Here is a 23,998-nt window from a genome sequence, read left to right on the forward strand (position 1 = left end):
CATGATGAATAGTGATAGAGAACAACATATTAAGTCAATAAGTTTCCTAGTGATTTTTTTATCATTATTCATAAGTTGTGGCAATGATGATACATCCAATAGTAATATCAAAGATAATGCTGATACAAACCCATCAGATGGTGAAGTAATAGAGGAAGTTGTCACTTGTGCTAAAGTAGACACTAGCATTGATATAGTGGGAACGTTATCTGATAGAACAAACATGTCAGATTGGGTATTAGAGTGGGAAGATGACTTTAACTATCCAAATGAAGATCTAGACCTACTTTGGGAATCTCAAAATAGTGCTCCGGGTCATATTCTTTCTAGTAGATGGAGAGAGAATGCTGTTGTTACCGATGGAGTTTTAGAACTATTGGCCAAAAAAGAAAATAGAGGAGGTAAAGAATGGACAACTGGTAATATTTGGACCAGACAAAAGTTTGGCTATGGATATTATGAATGTAAATTTAAGTATGCCGGGGCTGCAGGAACAAATAACTCATTTTGGTTATTCCCAAGAGACAAAGGAGTCGGAAGTGAGGAAGTAATTTGTGAGTTAGATGTAAATGAAGGTCATTTTCCAAACGAAGTAAATACTAATAGGCATCATTGGCAAAGAGGTACTAGTATTAAAAATCAGCAAATACCTTTTGCACAAGGTTTGTCCCCTGCTTATACACACACTTTAGAAAAATCAATTACAACAAATAAGATTCGTTTTTCATCTCATAATGCTGCTCATTTTCATATTAGAGAGTTTAGAATTTACCAAGCAGTAGAAAATTGCAATTACCCAATAGATGTTCTAAACAATCAAAGCCGAGTGAATTTGGCAAGCCAAAGTACTATTACTGCAAGTGGAGTATTTAACAGCAATTTTAATATTTCGGATGCCGCTGATGGAACAATCAATAAAAGTTGGGTGTCTCAAAAAGAAGGAGAGAAATGGTTGGAGTTTTCATGGAGTGAACCCAAAGAAATAGGTCATATTCAGTTTGTAAATGGTTGGCAAAGTGCAGGAGAATGGAAGGCATTAATTACCGATTATAAAATAGAAGCTTATATCGATGGGAGTTGGAAAAGTATAGCTGCATACGATGTAACTGATACATACAATTATGCAGAAGATTACCATATTTATGGAATGGAGTGGAATGAGACAGAATTAAAGTTTTATTTTGATGATCAATTAATACGAACCATACCGAATACTTTGTGTAATGAGGAATTAAATATCTACTTAAGCTTAGCTATTCTAGAGCATGCAGGAGAAGTAACGGATGCTATTGATGGGACTAGTATGAAGATTGACTGGGTTAAATATTACAAAAAGAAATAGATAAAAATTAAATACGATAAAGATGTTTAAATGCCGAGCTATTAGAGTTTCATTATTATTAACAGTTTTGTTTTTAGGTTCATGTGCAAAGAGTAAATCTCATGTAGATTATTCCTCATATGAAAAATCACAATCTTTAAATGGAACATGGCAGTTTTTAGCATCTAACGATGCTAAGGAAGCAGATGTTTTAAAAGCAAATTATACTGCTTGGGATACACTTAAGGTTCCCGGAAATTGGGATACACGTAAGAGGTATGGAGAGTATGTAGGTAAAGGGTATTACCAAAAAAACTTCACACTTCCAGAAAACTGGGAAGGAAAGCAAATAAGAATCAAGTTTGGAGCGGTGTATCAAACAGCTAAAGTCTGGTTAAACGGAGAATATTTAGGAAAGAATGTAGGAGGGTACTTGCCATTCGATTTTAACATTACCAACAAGGTAAAAAAAGACAGTGTGAATTCTGTAGTTGTAATGGCAGATAATACCATTAAAAGAGGTGCTTGGTGGGCATGGGGAGGAATTAGTAGAGCGGTTTCTTTACAAGCCGATGAAGAGGTAAGAATGATATATCAGCACATTGCTTCTGTTCCTAATTTTAAAACAAATAAAATTGCTTTTACGGTAAAATATAGGCTAGAGAACAAGGGAGAAACTTCGGTTAAAGTTGCTGTCAAATCTAATGTTGATGGTAAAGAAGCATTAGAAGATCAAAAAATGAAAATTCAGGCAAATTCTGTAGCAGAGAAGGTAATTCATTTTGAAAGAGATTTGGCCGAATATGAATTATGGGATTTAAAGACTCCAAACTTATATACATTAAGTACCCAAGTTTTAGTAGATGGAAATTTACAAGATAAGGTAGTAGATAATTTTGGAATTAGAAAGTTTGAAGTAATAGGAGAGCAGTTCTTTTTAAACAATAGAGCGGTTCGTTTAAACGGAGTCAACCGTGTACACGATCATCCGGATTACGGAAACACAGAGCCAGATGTTTTGATAGAAAAAGACATGAAAGATATTATGTCTTTAGAGTGTAGATTCTCTAGGCTAATGCATGCTCCTTTAGCGGAAAATATCTTAGAGTTTTGTGATAAGAATGGATTTTTATTGGTTGAGGAAATTCCTGTTTGGGGTTCGGTAGATCCAAATTCAAGACCTAATAATCCATTAACTAAACAATGGATGAGAGATTTGGTTAAAAGAGATTTTAACCACCCGTCTGTAGTTGCGTGGAGTGTTGGTAATGAGTTAAGAACAGATAAGCCTAAATGGGGAAAACAACATTTAACCAAAGATCAGTATGATTATGTAAATGAGACCATAGATTATGCGGCAAGTTTAGATTCTACCAGATTAAAAACCTATGTAAGTAATACCTCTTACCAAGGAGGTGAAATAGGTGTAGAGCCTTATGAAAAGGTAGATTTTTTATGTGTAAACAGTTATGGTAATGCCATAAAAATCATAGAAAATGTACATGGTAAATTTCCGGGGAAACCCATTTTTGTTTCAGAAATAGGAAGAGGACAAATAGGACCTGCTCCAGATGCTGTATTGCAAGACGATCTGGTAATGTTTTTAAACAAACTAAAAGAATATCCATATGTTACCGGAGTTTCTTTATGGAGTTATAATGATTATAGAAGTAACTACAAAGGAACACCAGATTCTGGATTTAGAGAGTGGGGAATTGTTGGAGAAAGAAGACAACTTAAAAAGGCGTATTACCAGTTAAAAGAGGCATACAAAGATTGGGATATCAAAGAAAAAATTAAACCATAAACCAAAATGAAAATACAGAGAATACTCATATACCTTCTGATATCCTCTATAGGTTTAGCTGTAAATGCTCAAAATTTACCTAAAGAATTAAAAGAGGTTTATAAAAGGAAAGCCAGTAAAAAATATTCCGATGAATTTAATGGGGATAGAAAAAACAATGCTTTTGATACTAAAAAATGGCATTACCGTCAGCCAAAACCTTGGAGAAAAGGTTTAGCTATCGGTAAAGAATATGTTCAGGAAAAAGATGGAAAGTTAATCTGTTACGGCCGCAAAGAACAAAAGAAAGCAGGAGGTATCATTTCAAACGATTATTTTCAATATGGTTTCTATGCGTTTAAATGGAAAACGACTGGGATACATCACGAAGGGAAAAACGTTTGGCATCCTTCTGTTTGGGGATCTTTAGACGATACCAAAAAAGGGAAAGTTCCTGGAACGTACGAAAAGGGGATGAGTTGGATGGAAATTGATATCATGGAGTTTTCAACTTGGAGAGCAAGTGGGACCGATTGGAATGCGGATGCTCCAGCCTATATATGGGTAGATTCTATACAGAAGAAAGTAAAAGTAAATCAACCTAAAGGAAAAGCTTTTGGATGGAAAAAAGCCATGATGACAGATGGTAAAAAAGACAAATACAAAGGTAAAGTTATCGGAAGTCATAGTTTTGATCAATGGCAGACTTTAGGAATGGAATACCATCCAGAATATTTACAATTGTGGCAAATTGATGAAGGCAAGTGGGTAAAGATTGGGCATAAAGTAATATTTACTAGTAACGATGTAGCCCCTTCTTTAAGAACCGTTCCTAAAAAAGCCGTAAAACCATTGTACTGGTACATAGGGAATTTATACATGCCACAAGGAAAAACAAAAGTTACCGATGATCAGGTTACCGAATGTACACTAGAAGTGGATTGGTTTCATTATCACGAATTAAAATAAATCAACAATGAATAGATTAAAAATTATAGCTTCTTTTTTAACGCTTGTATCAATAAATTTTGTGCAAGCTCAGGACAAGCCTTTAAATGTGGTTTGGGTAAATGCAGACGATTTAGGTAGAGAAGTGGCATGTTATGGAGAACCAGCAGTAAGAACTCCAAATATAGATGCTTTGGCAAAGCAAGGGATATTGTATACCAATGCCTATGCAAATGCACCTGTTTGTTCTTCTAGTAGAACTTCTCAGATTACAGCTATGTATCCAACAGCTGTAAATGGAGAAAACCATAGAACTATGGAACGTAAGGAATTACCAAACGGAATTAAGCCAATTACAGATTACTTTAAAGAAGCAGGTTATTTTATTTCTAACGGAAATGGTTTAACCCTATTAAAAACAGGAGGAAAGAAAGATTATAATTTTGAACCTTCTATTGCGTACGATGGAACGCACTGGAGACAAAGAAAAGAAGGACAGCCTTTCTTTGCTCAGGTTCAGATTAAATATCCACACAGACCTTTTGTTTCTGATACAAAACATCCTGTAAATCCTGATGATGTTAGATTGCCTAAGTGTTATTTAGATCATCCTTTGTTAAGAGCAGATTGGGCTAAGTATTTAGAGTCTGTACAGCATTGTGATGAAATTTTAGGGAAAGTACTGGCACAGTTAGAAGAGGATGGGTTGGCCGAGAATACGGTGGTTTTCTTTTTTGGAGATCATGGACGTCCGCATGTAAGAGACAAGCAATTTTTATACGAAGGAGGATTACAGATTCCTTTAATTGTTCGTTGGCCAAATAAATTAAAGGCCAATAAAAAAGACAAGCGATTGGTGAGTTTGGTAGATGTTGCTGCTACTACTTTGGAAATTTGTGGCTTAAAAACTCCGTATAAATTAGACGGAAAAGTATTCTTGGGAAGTGAGAAAGAAAAGAGAGCGTACATCTTTGGATTTAGACAAAGAACAGGAGATGCAGTTGAGAATATGAGAAGTATTACAGATGGACGTTACAAGCTAATCTGGAATAGAACTTATGATAGACCTTGGATGCAAGTAAGTAGTTATAAAAAATTACAATATCCTGCTTTCTCTTTGTATCATTATTTACATGCTAAAGGAGAGTTAAAAGCTCCTTACAATCAATTTATGGCAGAGACAAAATCGGAGTTTGAATTATTTGATTTAAAGAAGGATCCATCAGAATTTAACAATTTATACGGTACTAAAAAGTGCAAAAAAGTTCAGAAGGAATTGGTTGCTGAATTAAAGAAACAATTAGCCATTGCTGAAAAAGGAAATATTCCAGAAACAGAAGCCGCAAAACAAAAAGGGATTTTAGGTTCTCTAGAGTATTTTAACGGATCTATTTCTAAAATGCACAAAGGAATACGTTCAAATGCAAGTTACGAAGAGCTGGTAAAAGCATGGGAGCGCAAGTTGTTAAAATAAAAGGACAAAGCCACTAATAACTCATAAGAATGAAATTTAAGAATATAGCAGTTATGCTATTCACAATTACAGGTTTGTATGCACAAAAGGACACCAAAACTTTTGATTACAAAGATTGGAAATTGGTTTGGCAAGACGAATTTAATTACGACAACAAAGCGTTAGATGATCAGTGGGAGTCTGCAAATCATTCTAGCTTTAACTTATATTGTAGCCGATGGAGGGAGAATGCTGTGGTGAGAAATGGGGAGTTGCATTTAGATATCAAAAAAGAAAAAAGAGGAGGGCAAGAATGGACCGCTGGGAGTGTTTGGACTAAAAAGAAATTTAAGTACGGATATTTTGAATGTAGATATAAGTATGCAGGAGGAGAAGCGACCAATAATTCTTTTTGGTTGATGACCAAACCAAGAAAGCAACCTAAAGAAGGTGCTATTTTTGAAATTGATATCAACGAAGGACATTATCCAAATGAGATTAGCACAAACATTCATAATTGGTCGGATATTACGGTGAATGCAAAGGGTAAAAAAACACATCCTAGTTTTAATAAGATGTATTACTTCGGAACCAAACCAGATTATTCAATTCAGTTAGAATTACCTGTAGAAACTCAAAAAATACGATTCACTTCTAAACATGCTTCAAGATTTAATATTGGGGAGTTCAGAGTATACAATGTGATTGAATCGGGAGAGTATCCAAAAGTTTTGTCTAAAACAGCAGATACTGATGTTCCTGGATTGATTAACTATGCTAGGGCTAAAAATGTAACCATTACTTCCAGTGGATCTTTTAAGAATAAACCATCAGAAAAAAGATTGGTAGATGGCAATCCGTTAACCGCTTGGAGTACACAACAGAAAGGTGAAAAATGGGTAGAGTTTTCATGGGATAAACCTATTACTATTGGATGTGTACAGTTTACGAATGGTTGGAGAACCAAAAATGGAACTTGGAAAAGTTTAATTCACGATTATAAAGTTCAATATTTAAAAGATGGAGTGTGGAGAGATATTTCTGTATTGGATGCTACCAAGACCAACGATTTTTCTGAAGAATTCCATACCTATGGATTAGAGTGGAACGAGAACGAATTGGTTTTTTATTTTGATGGTAAAGAATTAAGAAGAACCAAAAACGAGTTTTGTTATAGCGAAACACCTATATGGTTGAGTTTGGCTTTAATTAAATGGCACGGAGTCTTAAAAGACGATTTAGATGGAAAGAGTATGAAGGTGGATTATGTAAGGTACTATCAGAAAAAATAAAAGCTATAAGTAATGATGATAAATAGAGGGAAGTATATTTTAATTGCGGTGTTAGGAATCCTAGTTATTTCTTGTACTAAGCAATCTAAAGAAGAAACAAAAGTAGAGGTAGGAAATCTAAAAGGGTATCCATGGGACATACCACAAACAAAACCAGATAGACCTTTAAGTAAGGCTATGGATCGTTTGTATACCAACTACATGGCACCAAGATATCAGGACAATGAATTGTTTTCGGCTTTTAAATACACAGAGTTAAAAGGTTTTGATTACAATAACGGAGATGGAACTGTGTCTAGAAGGGATCCTTCTAAGATCATCAAGGAAAACGAGAAGTACTACATTTGGTATACAAAACGTGTATCTAAAGATGTACCTGTTGGTTATAGCAATGCGCATTTGTCTACAGATGTAATTCCTTCTACAGATTGGGATTTATCGGATATTTGGTATGCTACGAGTAAGGATGGAATCAATTGGCAAGAACAAGGAATTGCGATTGCTCGTCCTAAAAAGCCTGCTTTGGGTTGGAGATCTCTTGCTACTACAGATATCTTAAAATGGGAAGGTAAATATTATCAGTATTTTCAGGCGTATAACGAAGCAAGTGGGACTAAAGGAGATCACTGTCCTGTAGTTGCTGCCTATGCAGATTCTCCTGATGGACCTTGGACCATTGTAGATAAAGAAATTATTCCTAATGGAGAAGCAGGAACTTGGGATCAATATTCAATCCACGATCCTTACCCATTAGTCTACGATGGTAAAATTTACATTTACTACAAAGCAGCTTATGGAGATCGTCCTAAGTATTTGGTAGGAGCTGGAGTTGCCATTGCAGATAGTCCATTAGGACCTTTCAAAAAGCATCCTTTAAATCCATTATTTAACTCAGGTCACGAAACCGCATTGTTCCCATTTAAAGAAGGAATAGCTGCCTTAGTTTTACGTGATGGAAATGAAAATAGTACCATTCAGTATGCTCCTGATGGAGTTAACTTTGATATTGCTGCGGTTTGTTCTTTAATGCCGTTTGCTGCAGGGTCTTATATTCCTGATGCATTTGATAGCAATGGTAATGGTAGAGGAATCACTTGGGGAGTATCTCACTTTATTGGAAGACAAGGGGAGAATATTGGGAAAACTAGAAAGTATAGCTTTTTAGCTCGTTTTGATTGTGATTTAAGTTTAGACTTAGACGATCCAGAGATGAAAAAGTCTAGATTGTATTTTCATCCAGACTTGTATTTCTCTAGAAAATTAAGTGCTAAACAACTAGCTAGAGTAAAAGAGGGAAAAGAATAAATACTTCCGAGTAGCTTAGAATGAAATAACCGCTTAAACTTACCATGATTATGAAGCGCATACTTTACGGATTTATTTTATGTTCATCAATCGTCCTGTTTTCATGTTCTAAAAACAGTTCTGATAGTTTTGTTCCCCCAGAGGAAGAAACGGAGAAAGATGAACAACCAGAAAAGAGCGTGTTTCCTGATGAAGTAAAAAGTTTATATAATGATGAGTTAAACACAGCTGTTTCCGATGATTTTGATGGACCTATTTTGGATTTTACCAAATGGGAATACAGAAGACCAGACCGTTTAACGGGAGATGGGAGAAAGTATGTAACCATTACAGATGAAGGCTACTTAAGTGTAAAATGTGACGTTTCTGATAAAAAAGGAGGAGGTATTTCGGGTTTGAATTATTGTCGCTTTGGTTTCTTTATCACCAAATTTAGGATTGAAGGGATTGAGACAGGGAATAAAAAATCTCATACGCATCCTGCTATTTGGGGATATCGATACAATATGGGAGAGAAAGGTTACAATGCTCCTGTAGAAGGAAACGATTGGATGGAGTTAGATTGGGTTGAATATTATGCTTGGAGTAAAGTAAATTGTTGGGATATTGATGCACCTCCTAATTTAGATACCCAACGAGACAAAAGCTTAATAGCAGTAATGTTGGAGCACGATGTGAAAACGGATTTTGGGCAATGGGAAACAGTTGGTTTGGAATATCATCCAGACTATATGCAGGCTTGGGAGTTGGTAAATGGTAAGTGGCAAAAGTTGGGTAGAAAGGTTCCTGCTGGTGACGAGCAATCTAGAGATGTTATGAAACAAACTTGCATGCAGAATATGTATTGGATTATTTCCAACGGGTATTTTGGACATGCCAATGGTTCTGATGACGATTCTTGGTTTTATGTAGATTATTTTCATTTTTATCCATTAAAAGAGAGTTAAAAAAAGCTAGTATACGAAATGTGGATTCTCAGATAAGTTTTTATTTATCTGAGTTTTTATTTTTATATAAAACTTAAAAGTGTTTACTAGACAAGCTTAACTAGACGTGTAACACAAAACAAAAAACGGTGAGTAATTTGTGTTGTTACAGGTGTTTAGCAATGGATATAAACTAGATGAGGAAAGACTTTTTAAAATTTAACAAGACTTATAAGTATCTTGTTCTTCATTCAATTCACAAACATTCTAAATTTTTTAAATGAAAAAGTATAGTATTCTAAGCTGTTTTCTTTGGGTTTTAGCTTTTGGGAGTGGATTTGCTCAAGATTCTAAACCAAATATTATTGTAATTATGGCAGATGATATGGGGTTTGCCGATACAGGTTTTACAGGAGCTAAAGATGTTAAAACTCCACATTTGGATCAATTAGCTGCTTCTGGAGTCGTTTTTAAAAACGGATATATTACACATCCTTTTTGCGCACCAAGTAGAGCAGGGATGTTAGCTGGTAGGTATCAACATCGTTTTGGTTTTGAGCACAACCCACCATCAGATATAGCCAATCCTTTATCTGGAATTGACGTAAACGAAAAACTATTTCCTAAAAGATTGCAAGAGGTTGGTTATAAAACAGGAATTATAGGAAAATGGCATTTGGGATCGGGGTATCCTTTTCATCCATTAAATAGAGGTTTTGATTACTTCTATGGATTTTTAAATGGAGGACACGATTATTATAAAATTGATGTAACCCAACCTATAAAGTCAGGATACTTGCAAGGATTGGTTCGTAATAAAAAAGTGGCCAATTTCGAAGGGTATTTAACGACTGCTTTGAGTAACGATGCTGTAAGTTATATTGAAAGTAATAAAGAGAATCCTTTCTTTTTGTTCTTGTCTTATAATGCACCTCATCAGCCATTACAAGCTCCAAAAGAAGCTATTGCAAGATATGCGCACATAAAAGATAAAAAGCGTAGGGTTTATGCTGCCATGGTAGATGTTATGGATCAAGGTATAGGGAAAGTAATCGCTACTTTAGAAAAACATCAGCTAAGAGAAAATACGCTAATTTTCTTTTTAAGTGATAATGGAGGACCTATACCAGATAAAAAACATCCTACCAAGGGAAACGGATCTTCTAACCTGCCTTTTAGAGGAGGAAAGACCGATTATTACGAAGGAGGGGTACATGTACCTTTTATAGCTTCTTGGCCTGCAAAAATTAAATCGGGACAAGTGTACAAAAAGCCAATTATTTCTTTAGATATCGCAAAAACGGCAGTAGAGATTGCAGGTGCAGATGCCAATTCAGGAACAGTTTTAGAAGGGACGAATTTAATTCCCTACTTAACGGGTAAAGAAAAAGGAGCTCCTCACAAGGCTTTGTATTGGCGATTCTTTAGTATAAAATCAGTGATATCGGATGGTTATAAATGGATTCAGAAAGGAAAAAGAGCTCCTGAATTGTACGATTTAGAAAAAGATATTGCTGAACAAAAAAGTATTATCGAAGGAAATACGAAACGAGCTAAGCAACTAGTGTCTATGTGGGAAGAATGGAATAAGGATAATGTTGCCATACGTAACCCAGTTTATGCAAAGTATTACAAGGCAAGAGATCAATTTTTTGAAGAAACCATTCCAGAAGAAGCAAAAGAAGAAGGTTACAAACCTTCTGTAAAAGGAATGTCTAAAACTTGGAAAAAGAAGAAATAGTAAAATTGATAGACAGATAAATCAAAGCCTAGAATAATGAGATTATTCTGGGCTTTGATTTTTTTATATATTTAATTCAAAACATTCATGATATGAATAAACTTTCTTTTATCCTTTTCTTTACTCTCTTTACACATAATGCATTTTCTCAAATCGATGAATTAAGTTTTATAAAGCTAGAAGTAAGTCAGAGTTTGAAAATTGTTGACAACAAGGTCCTAATTACCATTAACAATCGATTTAAAGATGTAGAAGTAAAAGTATACTCGACAGATAGGAAAGAGGATTTAAAGGAGTTTGATAGAAAATATTTAGACACTACGTTTAATATTAAAATATCAACATATAAAGAGCTATTTAAGAAAGTAAAGAAAATAGATTTGAATGAATTTGTACAGTATTCTAATAGCCTGGGTTTGGATGGTTATACCTGTAGATTGGAATTTGGGAGTGGTATGAATTCAATTCGTTTAAAATCATTTATGCCTTCATCAGATACAGATAAAAGAGGTTTAGGAGTCTATTTTGAGTTATGCAAAGAAATTGCAGCATTGGCTACAGATGCGGATATAGTAGCTTTTTAATGGTAAAGTAGCATTATGATTATAGTTGCAGCAGGAATACTCATTAAAGAGCATAAAGTTTTTATAGCTAGAAGAAAACAAGGAAAACACTTGGCTGGGTTTTGGGAGTTTCCTGGAGGTAAAATAGAAGAAGGAGAGATATCCGAGGAAACCATTGTAAGAGAGTTTTTAGAAGAATTTGATGTGGGAATAAAAGTAAAATCAAGATTCTATGAGAATGTTTACAAGTATCCTGAAAAAGAAGTATTGCTAAAATCTTTGTTGATTGAATATGTCTCGGGAGAGTTCAAGCTAAAAGATCACAATGAGTTTGCATGGGTAGCAATATCCGATTTAAAAAACTACAAAATTGCTCCAGCCGATTTACCTATTGTAAATAAGCTAGAAGCAATTTTTAAATAAAGCCTAAGAGCATACCTATATCAACAAAGGCTTTATCTTTTTAATTTTCTAATTGGTTTAGATCAACTACCTCAAAATTTCTAGCATCGAAATAATCGTCTAAACCATAATCTGTATTAATTACAACTCCTCCTAAAAGAACAACTTTGTCCACATGAAACTCATCTTTACAGGATTTTAAAAATTCATGAATTTTATCGTGAATAATTTCATAGGCAACTTCTGTAATTTCTTTTTGAGGGTTGTCGCTATTCACAATCCTATCTCTTTCTTTAGATAAACATTGCTCCAGTTTCATTTGTTGGTAATCGTCTTCGTTAATTACGGGCTTGTAATTAGGGTCTTTTAATCTTTCTAAAGCCAACATTAGAGCTCCACAAGAATTACCAGTTTCTTCTTGTCTAGGTCTGTGCATTTTTCCTAAGTCTCCTTCTAAGGTAATTCCAATATGAGGGCCATAAAAAATAAAAGCACTTCCTTCATCGGGGATGTGATGTGCAAAGGCAGTCATTCCTGTTTTACCAGCAAATGGTATTCCACCCAATCCTCCCATAATAAAAGGACCAAACAAAACATTAAAGAAAGTGGTAGAGGGTACGTTTATATCATCGGAACAAACCGATGTTGCCATTAATACTCTAGAGATATCAATACCAAACTCTATTTGCATTTTTCCAAGGAAGTGAATGGAGGTGTCCTTTGCATCTTTAGCATTTGGGAAAAATTGTTGGACAGCCTTGTCGAATTTTTTTTGTAGCATAGTATTATAAGTTTAGTTAGCGTATGTGTTTTACATCTGTGTATGTTCGTATTCGGGGTGAGGTTTAGGTATTTCGTTAGTGTGATCTCCAATCATTTCTCGGATATCAATTTCAATGGCTCTTGATATAGTGGTAATAGGTACATCGTTTGCAATTCCTTCAAAAGGATTTTCAGATACATCTCCAATGCGTTCCATGGTGAAAAATACCCATGAGATAATCACGCTAAAAGGTATGGATAACCAAACAAAGTTTTCTATAGCTAGTTGCTGAATCGTACTATTGTAATTTAACTGAATCATTTCAAGTTTAATATCATTGAATTCACTCATCAATCCAAAAGGAAGTAGTGCAACAAAAATCCAAGCAAAGAATAGATTTAAGGTGGCAAATTGTCTAGGGTATGGAAAGTTTTTAATGCGTTCGGCCTTTCCTTGTAATGTTAGTAATTCTTCAATGTTGTTTTTAAATTCAATATGTCTAAAGTCCTCAACCAAACCATCAAGTTTTAACTCTTTGTAATGCTTTGATTGTAGGTTTAAGATTGCTGTTTGCTTGTTGGTTTTAGATAGCACATATTCCTTTTCTTCTGAACTTAGATATCCTTCTAATTCCTCTGATAAAGAAAATTCATATTCCTGAATGTGCATTTTTTTCATCACTTCTTGATCCGATTTATTACTAATGGTAGTTTCCCATGGCTTTTTAACTCTTAAAGCATGCCTTAGCGCAGTCATCCAAGCAACATGTCTTAAGATGATTGTTTTACGAATCTTAAAGAATTCTTCGTCACTTCTTTTTACAATTGCATGTTCGTTGGTAATAAAATCATTAGCCATGGTAGCTAGCAATCGAGAAGCGTTAACAATTCCTCCATAAATTTTTCTGGCTTCCCAAAGCCTTCCGTAAGATGCGTTGTTTTTAAAACCTATAATAAAGGCAAGAGCTGTACCTACTAGTCCTATGGGTAACCATGGTAAATGCAACCATTTCCAGTTTAGGATTTCGTATAAAAAAACGGGTATGGTAGCAATCAATAAAAAAGAGAGAATGTCCCTTCTTGTCCAGCGAAGCATTCTTTTAAGGGTGTAATTCTTTTTAGTATACATAATGGAAATAATTTACGTGTTAATTACCATTGGTTTTTAAAATGAGAAAAAGTGGATGTCTAAGAATAGAGCATCCACTTAAGCTGTGTAATAATTTTATTCTTAGTTAATTTCCTGAATGTCAATCAACATATTTTCCCAGTTCTTTTGGTTTTCGTGGCTAAACTGAGCACCGTTTTCATCAGCAACGGTAAAACGTTTAATTGCTGGAGTTTTACTTGTCGCTTGGTACAATTGGTAAGCTTCTTCGCTTAATGCCTCGGCAATTGGTAAATCAATAGAAGCATATACAGCACGTTTACAAGCCTCGATAGATTCTGCAGGGAATTTTGCAATTCTTTCTGCCAATGCATCTACATAAGCTCCAATTTCATCTGCATCTAACGCTTTGTTTACGGTTCCAAATTTTTCTGCCTCATCTGCATCCCAGTCTCTAGCTCCTAAAATAATTTCTAAAGCTTTTCCTAAACCAGCTTGTCTAGCCATACGAGAAGCTCCACCACCACAAGGTAAAATTCCCATTCCTACTTCCATTTGCATAAACTTGGCTTTACCACGAGCTGCAAAACGCATGTCTAATGCCAATGCCATTTCGTGACCTCCACCACGTGCAAATCCTTCAATTTTAGCAATAGTTGCCTGTGGTACGTTGCTTAATCTTTCTAAAACAGCTTGTAAGTCTAAAAGTTTCACTTCGTTTCTTGGTACTGCATCTTCAGACATGTCTCTTAATAAGTTCGTATCGTAGTGACATACCCAGTATCCTTCGTTAGAAGATTGGAAAACGACCACTTTAACACTTCTATCCCTTTCTAATCTTAAACACAAGCTGCTTAAGTCTGCTAACATTTCTTGTCCTTGTACGTTAACTGGTCCAAAATTGATTGTTACGTAAAGAATTCCTCCTTTTTGTTCTGCTGTGAACGTTTGAAAATTTTTGTAATCCATTTTATTATTATTTAAAAATTAGTTGTTTACTGCTGCAAATGTGTGTTGCTGTATTTTTCCGTTTTTTATGATGTAAGTATCGGTAGCAAGCTGAACATTGATATGTTCGTTTTTACCATGCCAAACAAAATAAACTACGTTGTTGTGTGTTTCTTGTTTAATGGTAGTAAAAGCAAAGCCTTTAAAATTGGGTAGAAAGTCTTTGTAGAAATTAAAGATTTCGTCTTTTCCTTTGTAGGTGTAATCTGGGGTGATGAAAAGAGCATCATCAGCATAATCCAGTATTACTTCGTTAGGATTTAACGTGTCTACAGCCTTCATATGGCTGTTAAATACTTCCTGAGCATTTTTCATGGGAACTACTGTTTAATAATTTACGATGTAAAATTACTTTAGTAGTTACGCTGGAATTTTGTAAAAAAAAGTGTGCTTTTAGTAAAAAATGAGGGTTGAATTAAATCTCTTGAACTTGATGGGATTTAAATTCTCTTAAGCTCATTCCTTTATAAGAAGAAAAGGTTTTATCTAAATGACTGCTGTCTGTAAAGCCCAATTCTGATGCGATTTCTGAAAAAGTTAGATCAGAATAACGAAGTCTAGTTTCTACTAACTGTAGTTTGTAGTTAAGAATGTATTTCTTTAACGGAACTCCTGCTTGTTTTTTAAAATACTCACCAACATAGTTCTCAGACATATTAAATTCTTCTGCTATTACATGTTTAGAAAGCAAGCTAGAATTGTGAATGTTGTTATGAATGTAGTTAATGATGTCTTGAATTTTGGAGGAAGAGGTTTTTAAAGCGGTATACTTTGCATTTCTAGAAATGATATGCAATATAGAGTGAAGCGTTGCTTTTAGAATGGTTTCACTTTTTAGTTCGGAGTCCAAATATTCATTACAAAGTACATTAAACAAAGACAGTATGCTGCTTTCGTCTTTGTTAGATTGAAATTGAATGTTAGAGACCCTATTCCTACTATGTAATATGGTTTCTATTTGTTGAAACCATTCTTTTCTTTGACTCTGTAGGTCGTCTAAATTATGATTAATGAATAAGCTACGAATAAACTTTATTGCACAAACCGATGTAGGTGTTTCAACATCAAACATGTATTCATCATTAGGGATAAAAATGAATAGTTGCTTTTCCTGATAAGGAACTTTGTTTTGATTGATGGTTAGGGTACCCTTTCCTTCTTCTATATACAGTATCTCAAAAAAACGAATAGCAGTGTATTGACAAAATTCAAAAGCATTGGCTTTTTCAAAATGATGGATTACAATATTGTCGAAAATGGTTCTAGGCATAACTAAAATTAACAAGAATATGTTAATGCAGCCAAAAGTATCACTTTTATTATAAATTTTAAGTAAAAAAAGAACCCTTAGATAAAAGAGAAGTCTTTGATCTAAGGGGAGGTTGTACTATGTAATTTTTTATCTATTCTGTCTTAAATTCAAACACAGGAGAGGTTGATACGTTTCCGTGATTGTCTTTTGTAACAATATACCAATAGTAAACAGTGTTAGCGTTTAAATTGCTGAGTGATGTTTCTGGGCTAGCAACGGTTGCGTTTAAAGCTAACGATGTTTTTTCGATACCAAAATAAACATCATACTCCTTTATATCATTATCTACATCTTTTGCGCTCCAGGTTAATTGTAGGTTTCTTGGAGTTTTACTCCCCATAATAGGGAATATTGGTTTTGCAGGAAAGGGAGCATGGTTTTGCGTACCCACACCAGCGTTGTAAAAGTTCCATGTAGTGCTTTTATGCTGATCGGAAAAACGTTCTCCAATAGCAATAACGTTCCAAGAGTAAGGAACTCCTCTTTCTATTGTTACGGTTTTAGAACCAGTCTCAGAACTAAAACCAGACTCTTTACCCGTATTTAGGTTTTTAATATTTAGGATATAACTTGTAGCAAATGCTGTTGTATTCCATTCAAATTTTAGTTCACTTCTAGTTTCAGATACAATGGTTCCCTCAAAACATTCAGAGTCGTTTAAAGGAAATAGCAATGTTGGTGTTTTACCTTCATCCACAGATCCGTTGTCGTCTATTGATTCACTCGATCCACTAGAACAACTGCTAATACTAACTAAGAAAATAGCTATGAATAGGTTTTTAAAATTTATCATTTCTTGATGATTTTTGATTGGGATTTGAAGTTGCTTGAAAACGTGTTTAGAATGTAGATTCCATTAGGAAGGTTGGTAACATTAATGTTGGCTTTATTATTTATCACCTTAACAGTTCCTGATAGAATATTTTCTCCCGTTACAGTGTACAATTGATAAGCGATACTAGGATCATTATAATTAATAGTAGAAATTGTAATGGTATCCTCTACAGGGTTTAAAATGTAGAATTCAGTATCAGGCATAAGAATAGACTTGTTTACTTCTCCCTGACAGTCTTTATTGGTACTTACAGAAATGTTATTTTCTCCCGGAGCTAATACCACATCCAATTCATTCTTATCGGTTATGGTTGTCATGTTATTTACAGTAACTCTGTATAAATCTGAACCAGATAATTGTAAAATAACGTGATTAGAGTTGTCTACCATTTCTGATGTTACTTCTAATGCGGAAGGTTGATCTATTACCAAATCGAAACATTGTTCGTATTCTGTATTGTCCTTAATGGTGATACAAACTTTGTAAGTTCCAGCTTCTAGGTCGTTAAAAGAAGTAGTGGTAGAAAACTCTTTGGTAGTATTGTTATTTAATGTTGCAATGTAATTTAAGTTTTCTTCTGCGGTAATAGCAATACTACCATCTTTGCTGTTAATACAAGATTCACCAATAGCTAATATTTTAAAGTTCTCATTTTCTAATGTAAAAACCGGACATCCTTGGGTGTTTACAGGAACACCAAAAGGAGTATTAGGACATAAGTCATCTGCATCGCCTACACCATCTTTATCTTCATCCTCTTTTGGAAAAGTTAAACAGTCTTCACCAGGTAAACCATAACAACCTAAGTTGTTTGGACCTAGTTTATGATTCCAAGTAATCCCTGCAACCCATTTAGTTCCCCCAAATTCATAAGCACCAATATCCGGAAGAGCTCCTTGGTAACCATCGGTATACTCAGGGATTATTTTTCCAGCATCAATTGCTGCTGAGGAACTCGTAAGATAAAAGTCTCCATTGCTAACGTTTTGAAAAGAATCTGAGGTTGTGGTTAGGTTGTTTTGCTTGTCCGATTGGGGCTCCCAATTATTGTCCATGGCAAGGTTGTTCCACACATTTATTTTACTAAATGCGGTACCCGCTTTGTGCCAAGCTCCCATAACTCCTCCTTCATTATTCCACAATGTATTGTTAAAAATGTTGATGTCGGTACAGTCCCAGTTCATTTGAATACCTGTCCACTCGGTATTCCATATGACATTATGATGTACATTAAAACCTGCAGCATCATTGTCTAAATAAACTCCAGCAGCTTTCTTTTTAGAACCGCTAGAGGCAACATCGTGAAACCAGTTGTGATGAATTTCTGTTGTGTATTGAGGACCTACGGTGTATATTAAGGCACAGTCGTCTGCAATTAAATTACTTCTAGAAATATCGTTATAAGCAATCTCATTATCCTTACCGCTGTAATTAATTCCATCTCTACCACCATTAAAAATGGTGTTATTTATAAATGTATTATTAGTACCTCCACGGGCAACTAAAGGAGCATCATAAGATCCTAAAAAGTTAAAATCGTGTATTCTAGTATCTCTAATTTCGTTGTTTACACCATCAATATAAACTCCAGATGCAGCACTAAAAGCAATTTCACATCGTTCAATTTTATTCTTAGATCCGTTTACTCTAACACTAGGTTTGTTTGCGTTAAATCCTCTAAAAACACCTAGGGTGTGATTACCGTAAAATGAAGAAACTCCATACAAAAGGTTGTTGGTAGAAGTACTTTGCTCCATGGTTATACTACCACCAAAAACAGCTAAGTTTTTAATATGTATATAACTTTTTCTATCGAGATTTATAGCTTTTATTCTTCTACGCATTTTAACAGCACCGTCTTCTGGAGCTAAACCAGAAGGGATTTGTAAAAACAATTCTTTAGTAGATGAATTGTAATACCATTCGTTTTGATGATCTAATGCGGCTTTAACTCCCTCTAAATAAAAGTCTCCTTTGTCTGCAGGAGCGTGGAATGTTCTAATCCATGATGGATTTTTGTCTAACGTGAAGTTTACTCTACCAGTGCTAGAGCTTAAGATAGATTCTTTCCATGCAATCCACCCAGATCCTGGTTTGTCTCCATAAAAGTAAACAGTTCCTCCTGTCCAGTCAATACTAGGGATTTCGGGAGAGGTTAAATATGCTCCTACAATCACATCGGATCCACTACCTCCTGTATTTCTTTTCGTGTTTAGATTAAATGGGTTCTCATCTGTTTTGTTTGGCCAACGAGCCAAGTTACAAGCGGTCTCATTGTGCATTACAAAGTTTTCCTGATTTAGTGTGGTAAAAGGAATGGTGGTTTTGTATACAGCACCGGTATCTTTTGTCCAGCCAGAAAGTGCTTGCATTGCAGAAATAATAACACGATCTCCTGGATAAGATTGAAAGATAATTGGATTTCCAGAAGTACCAGAGTTTGCTGGAGTTAATGTTTCTTCGTAAGTACCTTCTTTAATATAAACAATATCTCCGGCAACTGCAATAGAGGCAGCTTTAGAGATTGTTAAGTACGGATTGCTTTCGCTTCCGTCGTTTGAGTCATTTCCGCTTTTAGATACATAAATATCCCTAGAGAAGCCTAAGAAATGGACTAATAAGAAAGAAAAGAGAAGTGTTTTCTTTAATGTGTTCATTAGAGTTAAATTTGAATGATTGTTTTGTTTTTAAGCTACTTAGTTTTTGGTTTGAAATTTTATATTGGTTTTTGAAAATGAAACACTATTGCTGATGTATAGTATTCCATTTTCTTTTTTAAAAGGTTTTGAGTTGCCTTACGGAGTTAAAAATTATGATGAACTCGATAAGGCAACTCAAGGTTGTTTTTTAGAGGGCTATTTTTTTATAATCTTTCCTTGAAATCCATTATCCGTAGAAAGAATGTAGACACCAGAAGTTAAGTCCTGAATATTTACAGTTGTAGTTGCAGGTAGTGTTTTTATAGTTCTTCCTAAAATGCTTGAAATTGTAATGGTTTTAGCTCCGTGTAAGCTTGATATATTAATAGTCCTTTCTGCTGGGTTAGGATGTACATACGTGTCTTTATGAAGTTCGTTTGTTTTTGTACTTAAAGTAGCATTTGTTGATTGTACGATATCATCTATGTAGTAAACATCTCCATCTCTTAAACCGTTTGCAGAGTTAAATTGAAATGCAAACTGATTACACCAATTGTCAATATAGGTTTCCGATGAAAGGTCGAATTCAACCGTATGCCAAGTGTCAATTGCTCCAACGTTTACAGTTTGTTCTACTTCGTTAAAAACATTGGCACCGCTACCAGCATCCCAATGTCTTGTAATAAATTTCATTGTAAAAGTAGTTTCATTTTTTGAAAGTACTTTACAACTAACATATAGTCCATTGGCAGGATTCAATCCAAATTTAGGATCGGACCAAGTTGCAAAATCCCAGTTAAAAGCTCCTGTGGTTTCAGTAATTTTACCACAATTATCGCTCATGTTATCTGCAGTTTTTGTGTCGTTTGCAATGGCCTCGTTAGTGATAACTCCTCCATTTGAGCCTAGTGCGTAATTAACGGTTTCATAGTCTACGTTTAATTGAGCATTTAAAATAAAGCTGCTTAATAAAATAAAAGTGAAGTGTAGTTTTTTTAACATAATTGTTTGTTTTTAAGGTTTGGTAATTATTGAGTTAACTAAATAAGCCTGTACCCATAGCACAGGCCTATTTAGAAAAACTTTTTATTTATGGTCTAACGTCTTTTTCTTTAACAACAAAGTCATCAAAGTACATTACACCTCTTTTTTCTGTAGTTTCAGCTGGGATTCTAAGCATGATTGCAGAAGCCGGTTTTAAAGCACCTGGAGCATATTCGTAAGAGAATTTTGTCCATTGACCAACAGCTGCAGAAGCATCGGTCCACCATCCTTTCCATTGTCCACCAATAACATGAGGCCAAATATTAGGATAATCTCCACCTGTTTCAATATAAACCCACATTTCAATAATGTATGTTTTGTCCGCTTCAAGAATAAACTTAGCACCATTACTCATTGGGTTGTATCTAATTCCTCCTGCGTTGTTTCTTTCTTCTCCGTCAAAAGTTAATTTTAAACTATACTCACCACTATGAGGGTTATCCGTAGTTACTTCGATTAAGGTGTCATCTTCCCAAGAAGGAATCCAACTAGCACTAGCACCAGCATCTTCTAAAGTAGCTGCATTCACATTAAACACATTTAAAGAATAAGAAGTAACGGCTAAGTCTGTAAAGGGAACAGGTTTTCTTGTGTCTGTAGATTCTAAGGTACCCATTCCATCATAAGAAATAGTAATGTCGTCAGACTCATAAATTTGATCTACCAACTTAATGTCTAGAATAGTAGCATCGTCTCCATTAATTTCAACCTTATCAATAGCAAAAGGATTCCCATTTACATTTACAGTAAAGAATGATTTTTGGTCTGTAAATGGAGAAAACTCACCATTAAAAGGTACTTGGATTGTTTGGTCTTCTAACTCCTTAATTTCTCCACTCACAATAAATGGTTGAGATGATGGAATTACTTTGAAATTGATAGGGATTATATAGTTTTCCCAGTCTCCAGGAATATTTTGTCCTGTTCTACTTATGTTTACGTTTCCTTGCCATATTCCAAGTTTTTTAAATACCAAGGTTGCTGTTTGCTGGTTGTTTGTAGAACCTCCAACGTTCCAATTCCAAGTATTAGGACGACCTATTGTAGTAATATCAGTAAAGTCAAGAGTACCCCCTGCTTCAATATAAATAGTGTCTAAAGGATTGGTGTGGTCTACAAGCACTCCCTCTTGTCTAATTTCAATTTGTGGAACAATAGTGTCATATACATCAACAACAAACGTTCTGTCCATCACCCATTTATCACCGATTTTTACTGCCGGAATTGTGTCGTTTCCTTTAAAAGCAACAGAGTCGTTAAAGGTGTTGTACAATCTTACAGTTTGTAATCCTGATTTTTTAAACAGTACGTGGATTGTTTTATCGTTTGTTACGGTATCTCCTTCATTGATAATAAAGGGATCAAAAATAGAATCCTGTCTTTGTATAGGGCCTTTAAGAAAGTAGTTTCCGCTACTGATAGACCAGCTATTGTTAACGGTTCCCTGCGAAAGATCACTAAAAGACATATACTGATCAATTCCTACATTCATTTCTGTCTGTCTAAGAGCAGAAGTATACCACCCTACGTCCGAAAAGACGTTAGGTTCTTCATAATCATCATTATTACAGCTGGTAAAGATTCCAGCTGCAATGAATGCAATTGCTATAATTTTATTTTTCATTTGATAAGATTTTTAGATAATACATATACCATATTATGGCTGCTACTAGTTTTCATTTAACTTTGGATTTGCTGTAATCTCACTGTTAGGAATTGGCCAATAAGAATGTGTTTCTGGATTGAAATTCCCTGCGGATAAATGAAATTCTTGAAAGTCTAAATCTCCACTTCCAGGAGCTGCTTCTATTAAAACAGCATTCCATTTTGTGCCAGATGTACCTTCTGCAGTAGTATATGTGTGATTGGTTACAGCATATTCTTTAGAGGCTAAATAGTTAAAATAATCATTTAATGAAACGAATACTTCCTTCGTGTCAGGATTGGTTAAAGCTCCATTTTCTATCCATCTTCTTAAATCAATTTGTCTAATCGCATTTCCTTCTATAGATAATTCTAGGGGTCTTTCTCTATGGATTAAGTGTTCCATTAAAGTACCTGTTTTACCAGATGTGTAGGTAATGTTATCGTGTTCATTCGTTGGGAATTCTCCCGTTCCGTCTAAACCAAGTAATTGTAGTCCAGAACGTTCTCTAACTCTGTTAATGTAAACTAAGGCTTCATCTACAGCACCATCGTTCATTAGTATACATTCAGCATACATTAATAAAACATCGGCCAAACGTATTAATCGTACGTTTACACCAGATCTAGGAGTAGATGGAGAGATAGTTCTTTCAGTTTCTGCAAAATCCCAATTGGTATATTTTCTAAAATAAGCATACTCTTTATTGTTAAATGGAGCTGATTGAGCAGGTGTTAATCCGTTAACATCTCCTTTTAAAGTTGGCAATGTTCCTCCGTCTCCAACATAGTAATAAAGATCTTCATCGTCTGGTAAAGCTATAGAGTAAGAAGTTCTTAAAGAATAGGTTCTTAGTCTATTAAAGGTACCATCGTCGTTTAAAATATGATTTCTAGGATTAGATCCATCAACAGGGTCGTTTTTATAAGCCATGGTTAACCAACAAGCAGGTATCATGGTTCTCCATCCACCAACTGGACTCACTAAAAAGTTATTTACACTAGAAATTTGTTCACCAGAGTAAGGGTCAATTTCATCTTTGTACCCTAAAGAATAGGCTAGTTCTAAAATTGATTCTGAATTGAACTCATCAAATGTGGTAAAATTACTTCCAATGTTTGGAGTAAGACTGTAGCTAAAGTCATTTATTACTTTTCCAAACCATTCTTGTGCTTCGGTATAATTACCAGCGTATAAATGACTTTTTCCTATTAATGCAGCTGCTGCACCAGCAGTCATTCTTCCTAAATCTGTGTCGCTCCATGAGTCTGGTAAGTTGTTGTAAGCAAATTCTAAATCTTTTAAATAAAATGCTCTTACTACGCTTGCCTCACTTAAAGGAAGAAAAAAGTCTTCTTCTTTTTCAGAAACAAAATCAATTAAGACAACAGAACCATTATTAAAAGAGTTGTGCAAGTAGAAGTAAAATAACCCTCGTAAGGCTCTAGCTTCTGCAATTACAACATTTGCTCCATCTTCTAATTCCTGAGAACCGTGAGTTCCTCTTAATTTTTCTCCAGCTATAATTACCTGATTTGCTCTAAAAATACCTTGATACAAAAATTGCCATTTGCTATTTGGTGCATCCGATGAGTTGTTAAACTGTTGTAAGTAATACTCATTAGTTGGGTTAGGTCTACCAAATCCAGGGTAGGTTAAATCGGTTCTGTTATTTTCATCGGGCATTCTAATTGAATTTCCGTTTTTTAGTGTGCTATAAACAGCAATCAGTCCTTTGTCAAGATCTTTTTTTGATTTCCAAAAACTTGAGGTAGACAGTTCGTTAGGGTTTACTTGCTCCAAAAAATCGTCATTGCAAGACGAAATACCAAAAGCGATCCCTAGCACAATTGCCAATTTGTTAATATATCTTGTTTTCATTATTGTAAATGTTTTAAAAACTGTTAT

20 protein-coding genes are annotated in these 23,998 nt (G+C 34.8%); 10 read left to right on the forward strand and 10 right to left on the reverse strand.

Annotated features, from left to right (window positions below; all coding sequences use genetic code 11):
- Position 1 precedes the first annotated feature (1 nt).
- The 10 genes from ACXHHC_RS12955 to mutT all read left to right on the forward strand — a co-directional run bounded on the left by ACXHHC_RS12955 (position 2) and on the right by mutT (position 11,758).
- Positions 2-1,342 (forward strand): family 16 glycosylhydrolase, encoded by a 1,341-nt coding sequence (locus ACXHHC_RS12955; protein ID WP_458226796.1) that lies wholly within the window; start codon positions 2-4, stop codon positions 1,340-1,342.
- A 22-nt stretch (positions 1,343-1,364) separates the two neighbouring features.
- Positions 1,365-3,128, forward strand: a complete 1,764-nt coding sequence (locus tag ACXHHC_RS12960; RefSeq protein ID WP_458226797.1) for a glycoside hydrolase family 2 protein — start codon at positions 1,365-1,367, stop codon at positions 3,126-3,128.
- A gap of 6 nt (positions 3,129-3,134) precedes the next feature.
- Positions 3,135-4,076, forward strand: a complete 942-nt coding sequence (locus tag ACXHHC_RS12965; RefSeq protein ID WP_458226798.1) for a hypothetical protein — start codon at positions 3,135-3,137, stop codon at positions 4,074-4,076.
- Between the two features lie 7 nt (positions 4,077-4,083).
- The gene (locus ACXHHC_RS12970; protein ID WP_458226799.1) at positions 4,084-5,529 is read left to right on the forward strand and encodes a sulfatase family protein; all 1,446 of its coding nucleotides are present in this window, start codon (positions 4,084-4,086) and stop codon (positions 5,527-5,529) included.
- Between the two features lie 29 nt (positions 5,530-5,558).
- Positions 5,559-6,800, forward strand: a complete 1,242-nt coding sequence (locus tag ACXHHC_RS12975) for a family 16 glycosylhydrolase (protein WP_458226800.1) — start codon at positions 5,559-5,561, stop codon at positions 6,798-6,800.
- Positions 6,801-6,815: 15 nt separating this feature from the next.
- Complete coding sequence (locus ACXHHC_RS12980; RefSeq protein ID WP_458229254.1) at positions 6,816-8,105, forward strand: glycoside hydrolase family 117 protein; 1,290 nt, start codon at positions 6,816-6,818, stop codon at positions 8,103-8,105.
- Between the two features lie 50 nt (positions 8,106-8,155).
- Positions 8,156-9,052 carry a hypothetical protein gene (locus tag ACXHHC_RS12985; RefSeq protein WP_458226801.1) on the forward strand — a complete coding sequence of 299 codons (897 nt, stop codon included), beginning with the start codon at positions 8,156-8,158 and terminating at the stop codon, positions 9,050-9,052.
- Positions 9,053-9,311: 259 nt separating this feature from the next.
- Positions 9,312-10,772 carry a sulfatase family protein gene (locus tag ACXHHC_RS12990; protein WP_458226802.1) on the forward strand — a complete coding sequence of 487 codons (1,461 nt, stop codon included), beginning with the start codon at positions 9,312-9,314 and terminating at the stop codon, positions 10,770-10,772.
- Between the two features lie 92 nt (positions 10,773-10,864).
- On the forward strand, positions 10,865-11,356 hold the full coding sequence (locus ACXHHC_RS12995; protein ID WP_458226803.1) for a hypothetical protein: 492 nt from the start codon (positions 10,865-10,867) through the stop codon (positions 11,354-11,356).
- A gap of 15 nt (positions 11,357-11,371) precedes the next feature.
- Positions 11,372-11,758, forward strand: a complete 387-nt coding sequence (mutT, locus tag ACXHHC_RS13000; RefSeq protein ID WP_458226804.1) for an 8-oxo-dGTP diphosphatase MutT — start codon at positions 11,372-11,374, stop codon at positions 11,756-11,758.
- Positions 11,759-11,798: 40 nt separating this feature from the next.
- On the opposite strand, the gene ACXHHC_RS13005 is transcribed toward mutT, so the two are convergent.
- The 10 genes from ACXHHC_RS13005 to ACXHHC_RS13050 form a co-directional block, all read right to left on the reverse strand.
- Positions 11,799-12,518, reverse strand: a complete 720-nt coding sequence (locus tag ACXHHC_RS13005) for a hypothetical protein (protein ID WP_458226805.1) — start codon at positions 12,516-12,518, stop codon at positions 11,799-11,801.
- A 30-nt stretch (positions 12,519-12,548) separates the two neighbouring features.
- On the reverse strand, positions 12,549-13,628 hold the full coding sequence (locus ACXHHC_RS13010) for a bestrophin family protein (protein ID WP_458226806.1): 1,080 nt from the start codon (positions 13,626-13,628) through the stop codon (positions 12,549-12,551).
- 102 nt (positions 13,629-13,730) lie between these two features.
- Positions 13,731-14,576, reverse strand: a complete 846-nt coding sequence (locus ACXHHC_RS13015) for an enoyl-CoA hydratase/isomerase family protein (RefSeq protein ID WP_458226807.1) — start codon at positions 14,574-14,576, stop codon at positions 13,731-13,733.
- Positions 14,577-14,594: 18 nt separating this feature from the next.
- Positions 14,595-14,930 (reverse strand): nuclear transport factor 2 family protein, encoded by a 336-nt coding sequence (locus ACXHHC_RS13020; RefSeq protein WP_458226808.1) that lies wholly within the window; start codon positions 14,928-14,930, stop codon positions 14,595-14,597.
- 100 nt (positions 14,931-15,030) lie between these two features.
- Complete coding sequence (locus tag ACXHHC_RS13025) at positions 15,031-15,885, reverse strand: helix-turn-helix domain-containing protein (RefSeq protein ID WP_458226809.1); 855 nt, start codon at positions 15,883-15,885, stop codon at positions 15,031-15,033.
- Positions 15,886-16,018: 133 nt separating this feature from the next.
- Positions 16,019-16,720, reverse strand: a complete 702-nt coding sequence (locus ACXHHC_RS13030) for a fibronectin type III domain-containing protein (RefSeq protein WP_458226810.1) — start codon at positions 16,718-16,720, stop codon at positions 16,019-16,021.
- Positions 16,717-19,419, reverse strand: a complete 2,703-nt coding sequence (locus ACXHHC_RS13035; protein WP_458226811.1) for a right-handed parallel beta-helix repeat-containing protein — start codon at positions 19,417-19,419, stop codon at positions 16,717-16,719. Before ACXHHC_RS13035 ends, ACXHHC_RS13030 begins: the two co-directional genes overlap by 4 nt.
- Before the next feature lie 198 nt (positions 19,420-19,617).
- The gene (locus ACXHHC_RS13040; RefSeq protein ID WP_458226812.1) at positions 19,618-20,403 is read right to left on the reverse strand and encodes a T9SS type A sorting domain-containing protein; all 786 of its coding nucleotides are present in this window, start codon (positions 20,401-20,403) and stop codon (positions 19,618-19,620) included.
- An 88-nt stretch (positions 20,404-20,491) separates the two neighbouring features.
- The gene (locus ACXHHC_RS13045) at positions 20,492-22,069 is read right to left on the reverse strand and encodes a hypothetical protein (protein ID WP_458226813.1); all 1,578 of its coding nucleotides are present in this window, start codon (positions 22,067-22,069) and stop codon (positions 20,492-20,494) included.
- Between the two features lie 45 nt (positions 22,070-22,114).
- Positions 22,115-23,971, reverse strand: a complete 1,857-nt coding sequence (locus ACXHHC_RS13050; RefSeq protein ID WP_458226814.1) for a RagB/SusD family nutrient uptake outer membrane protein — start codon at positions 23,969-23,971, stop codon at positions 22,115-22,117.
- Positions 23,972-23,998: the final 27 nt, after the last annotated feature.

It is taken from the genome of Wenyingzhuangia sp. IMCC45574 (genome assembly GCF_054182685.1).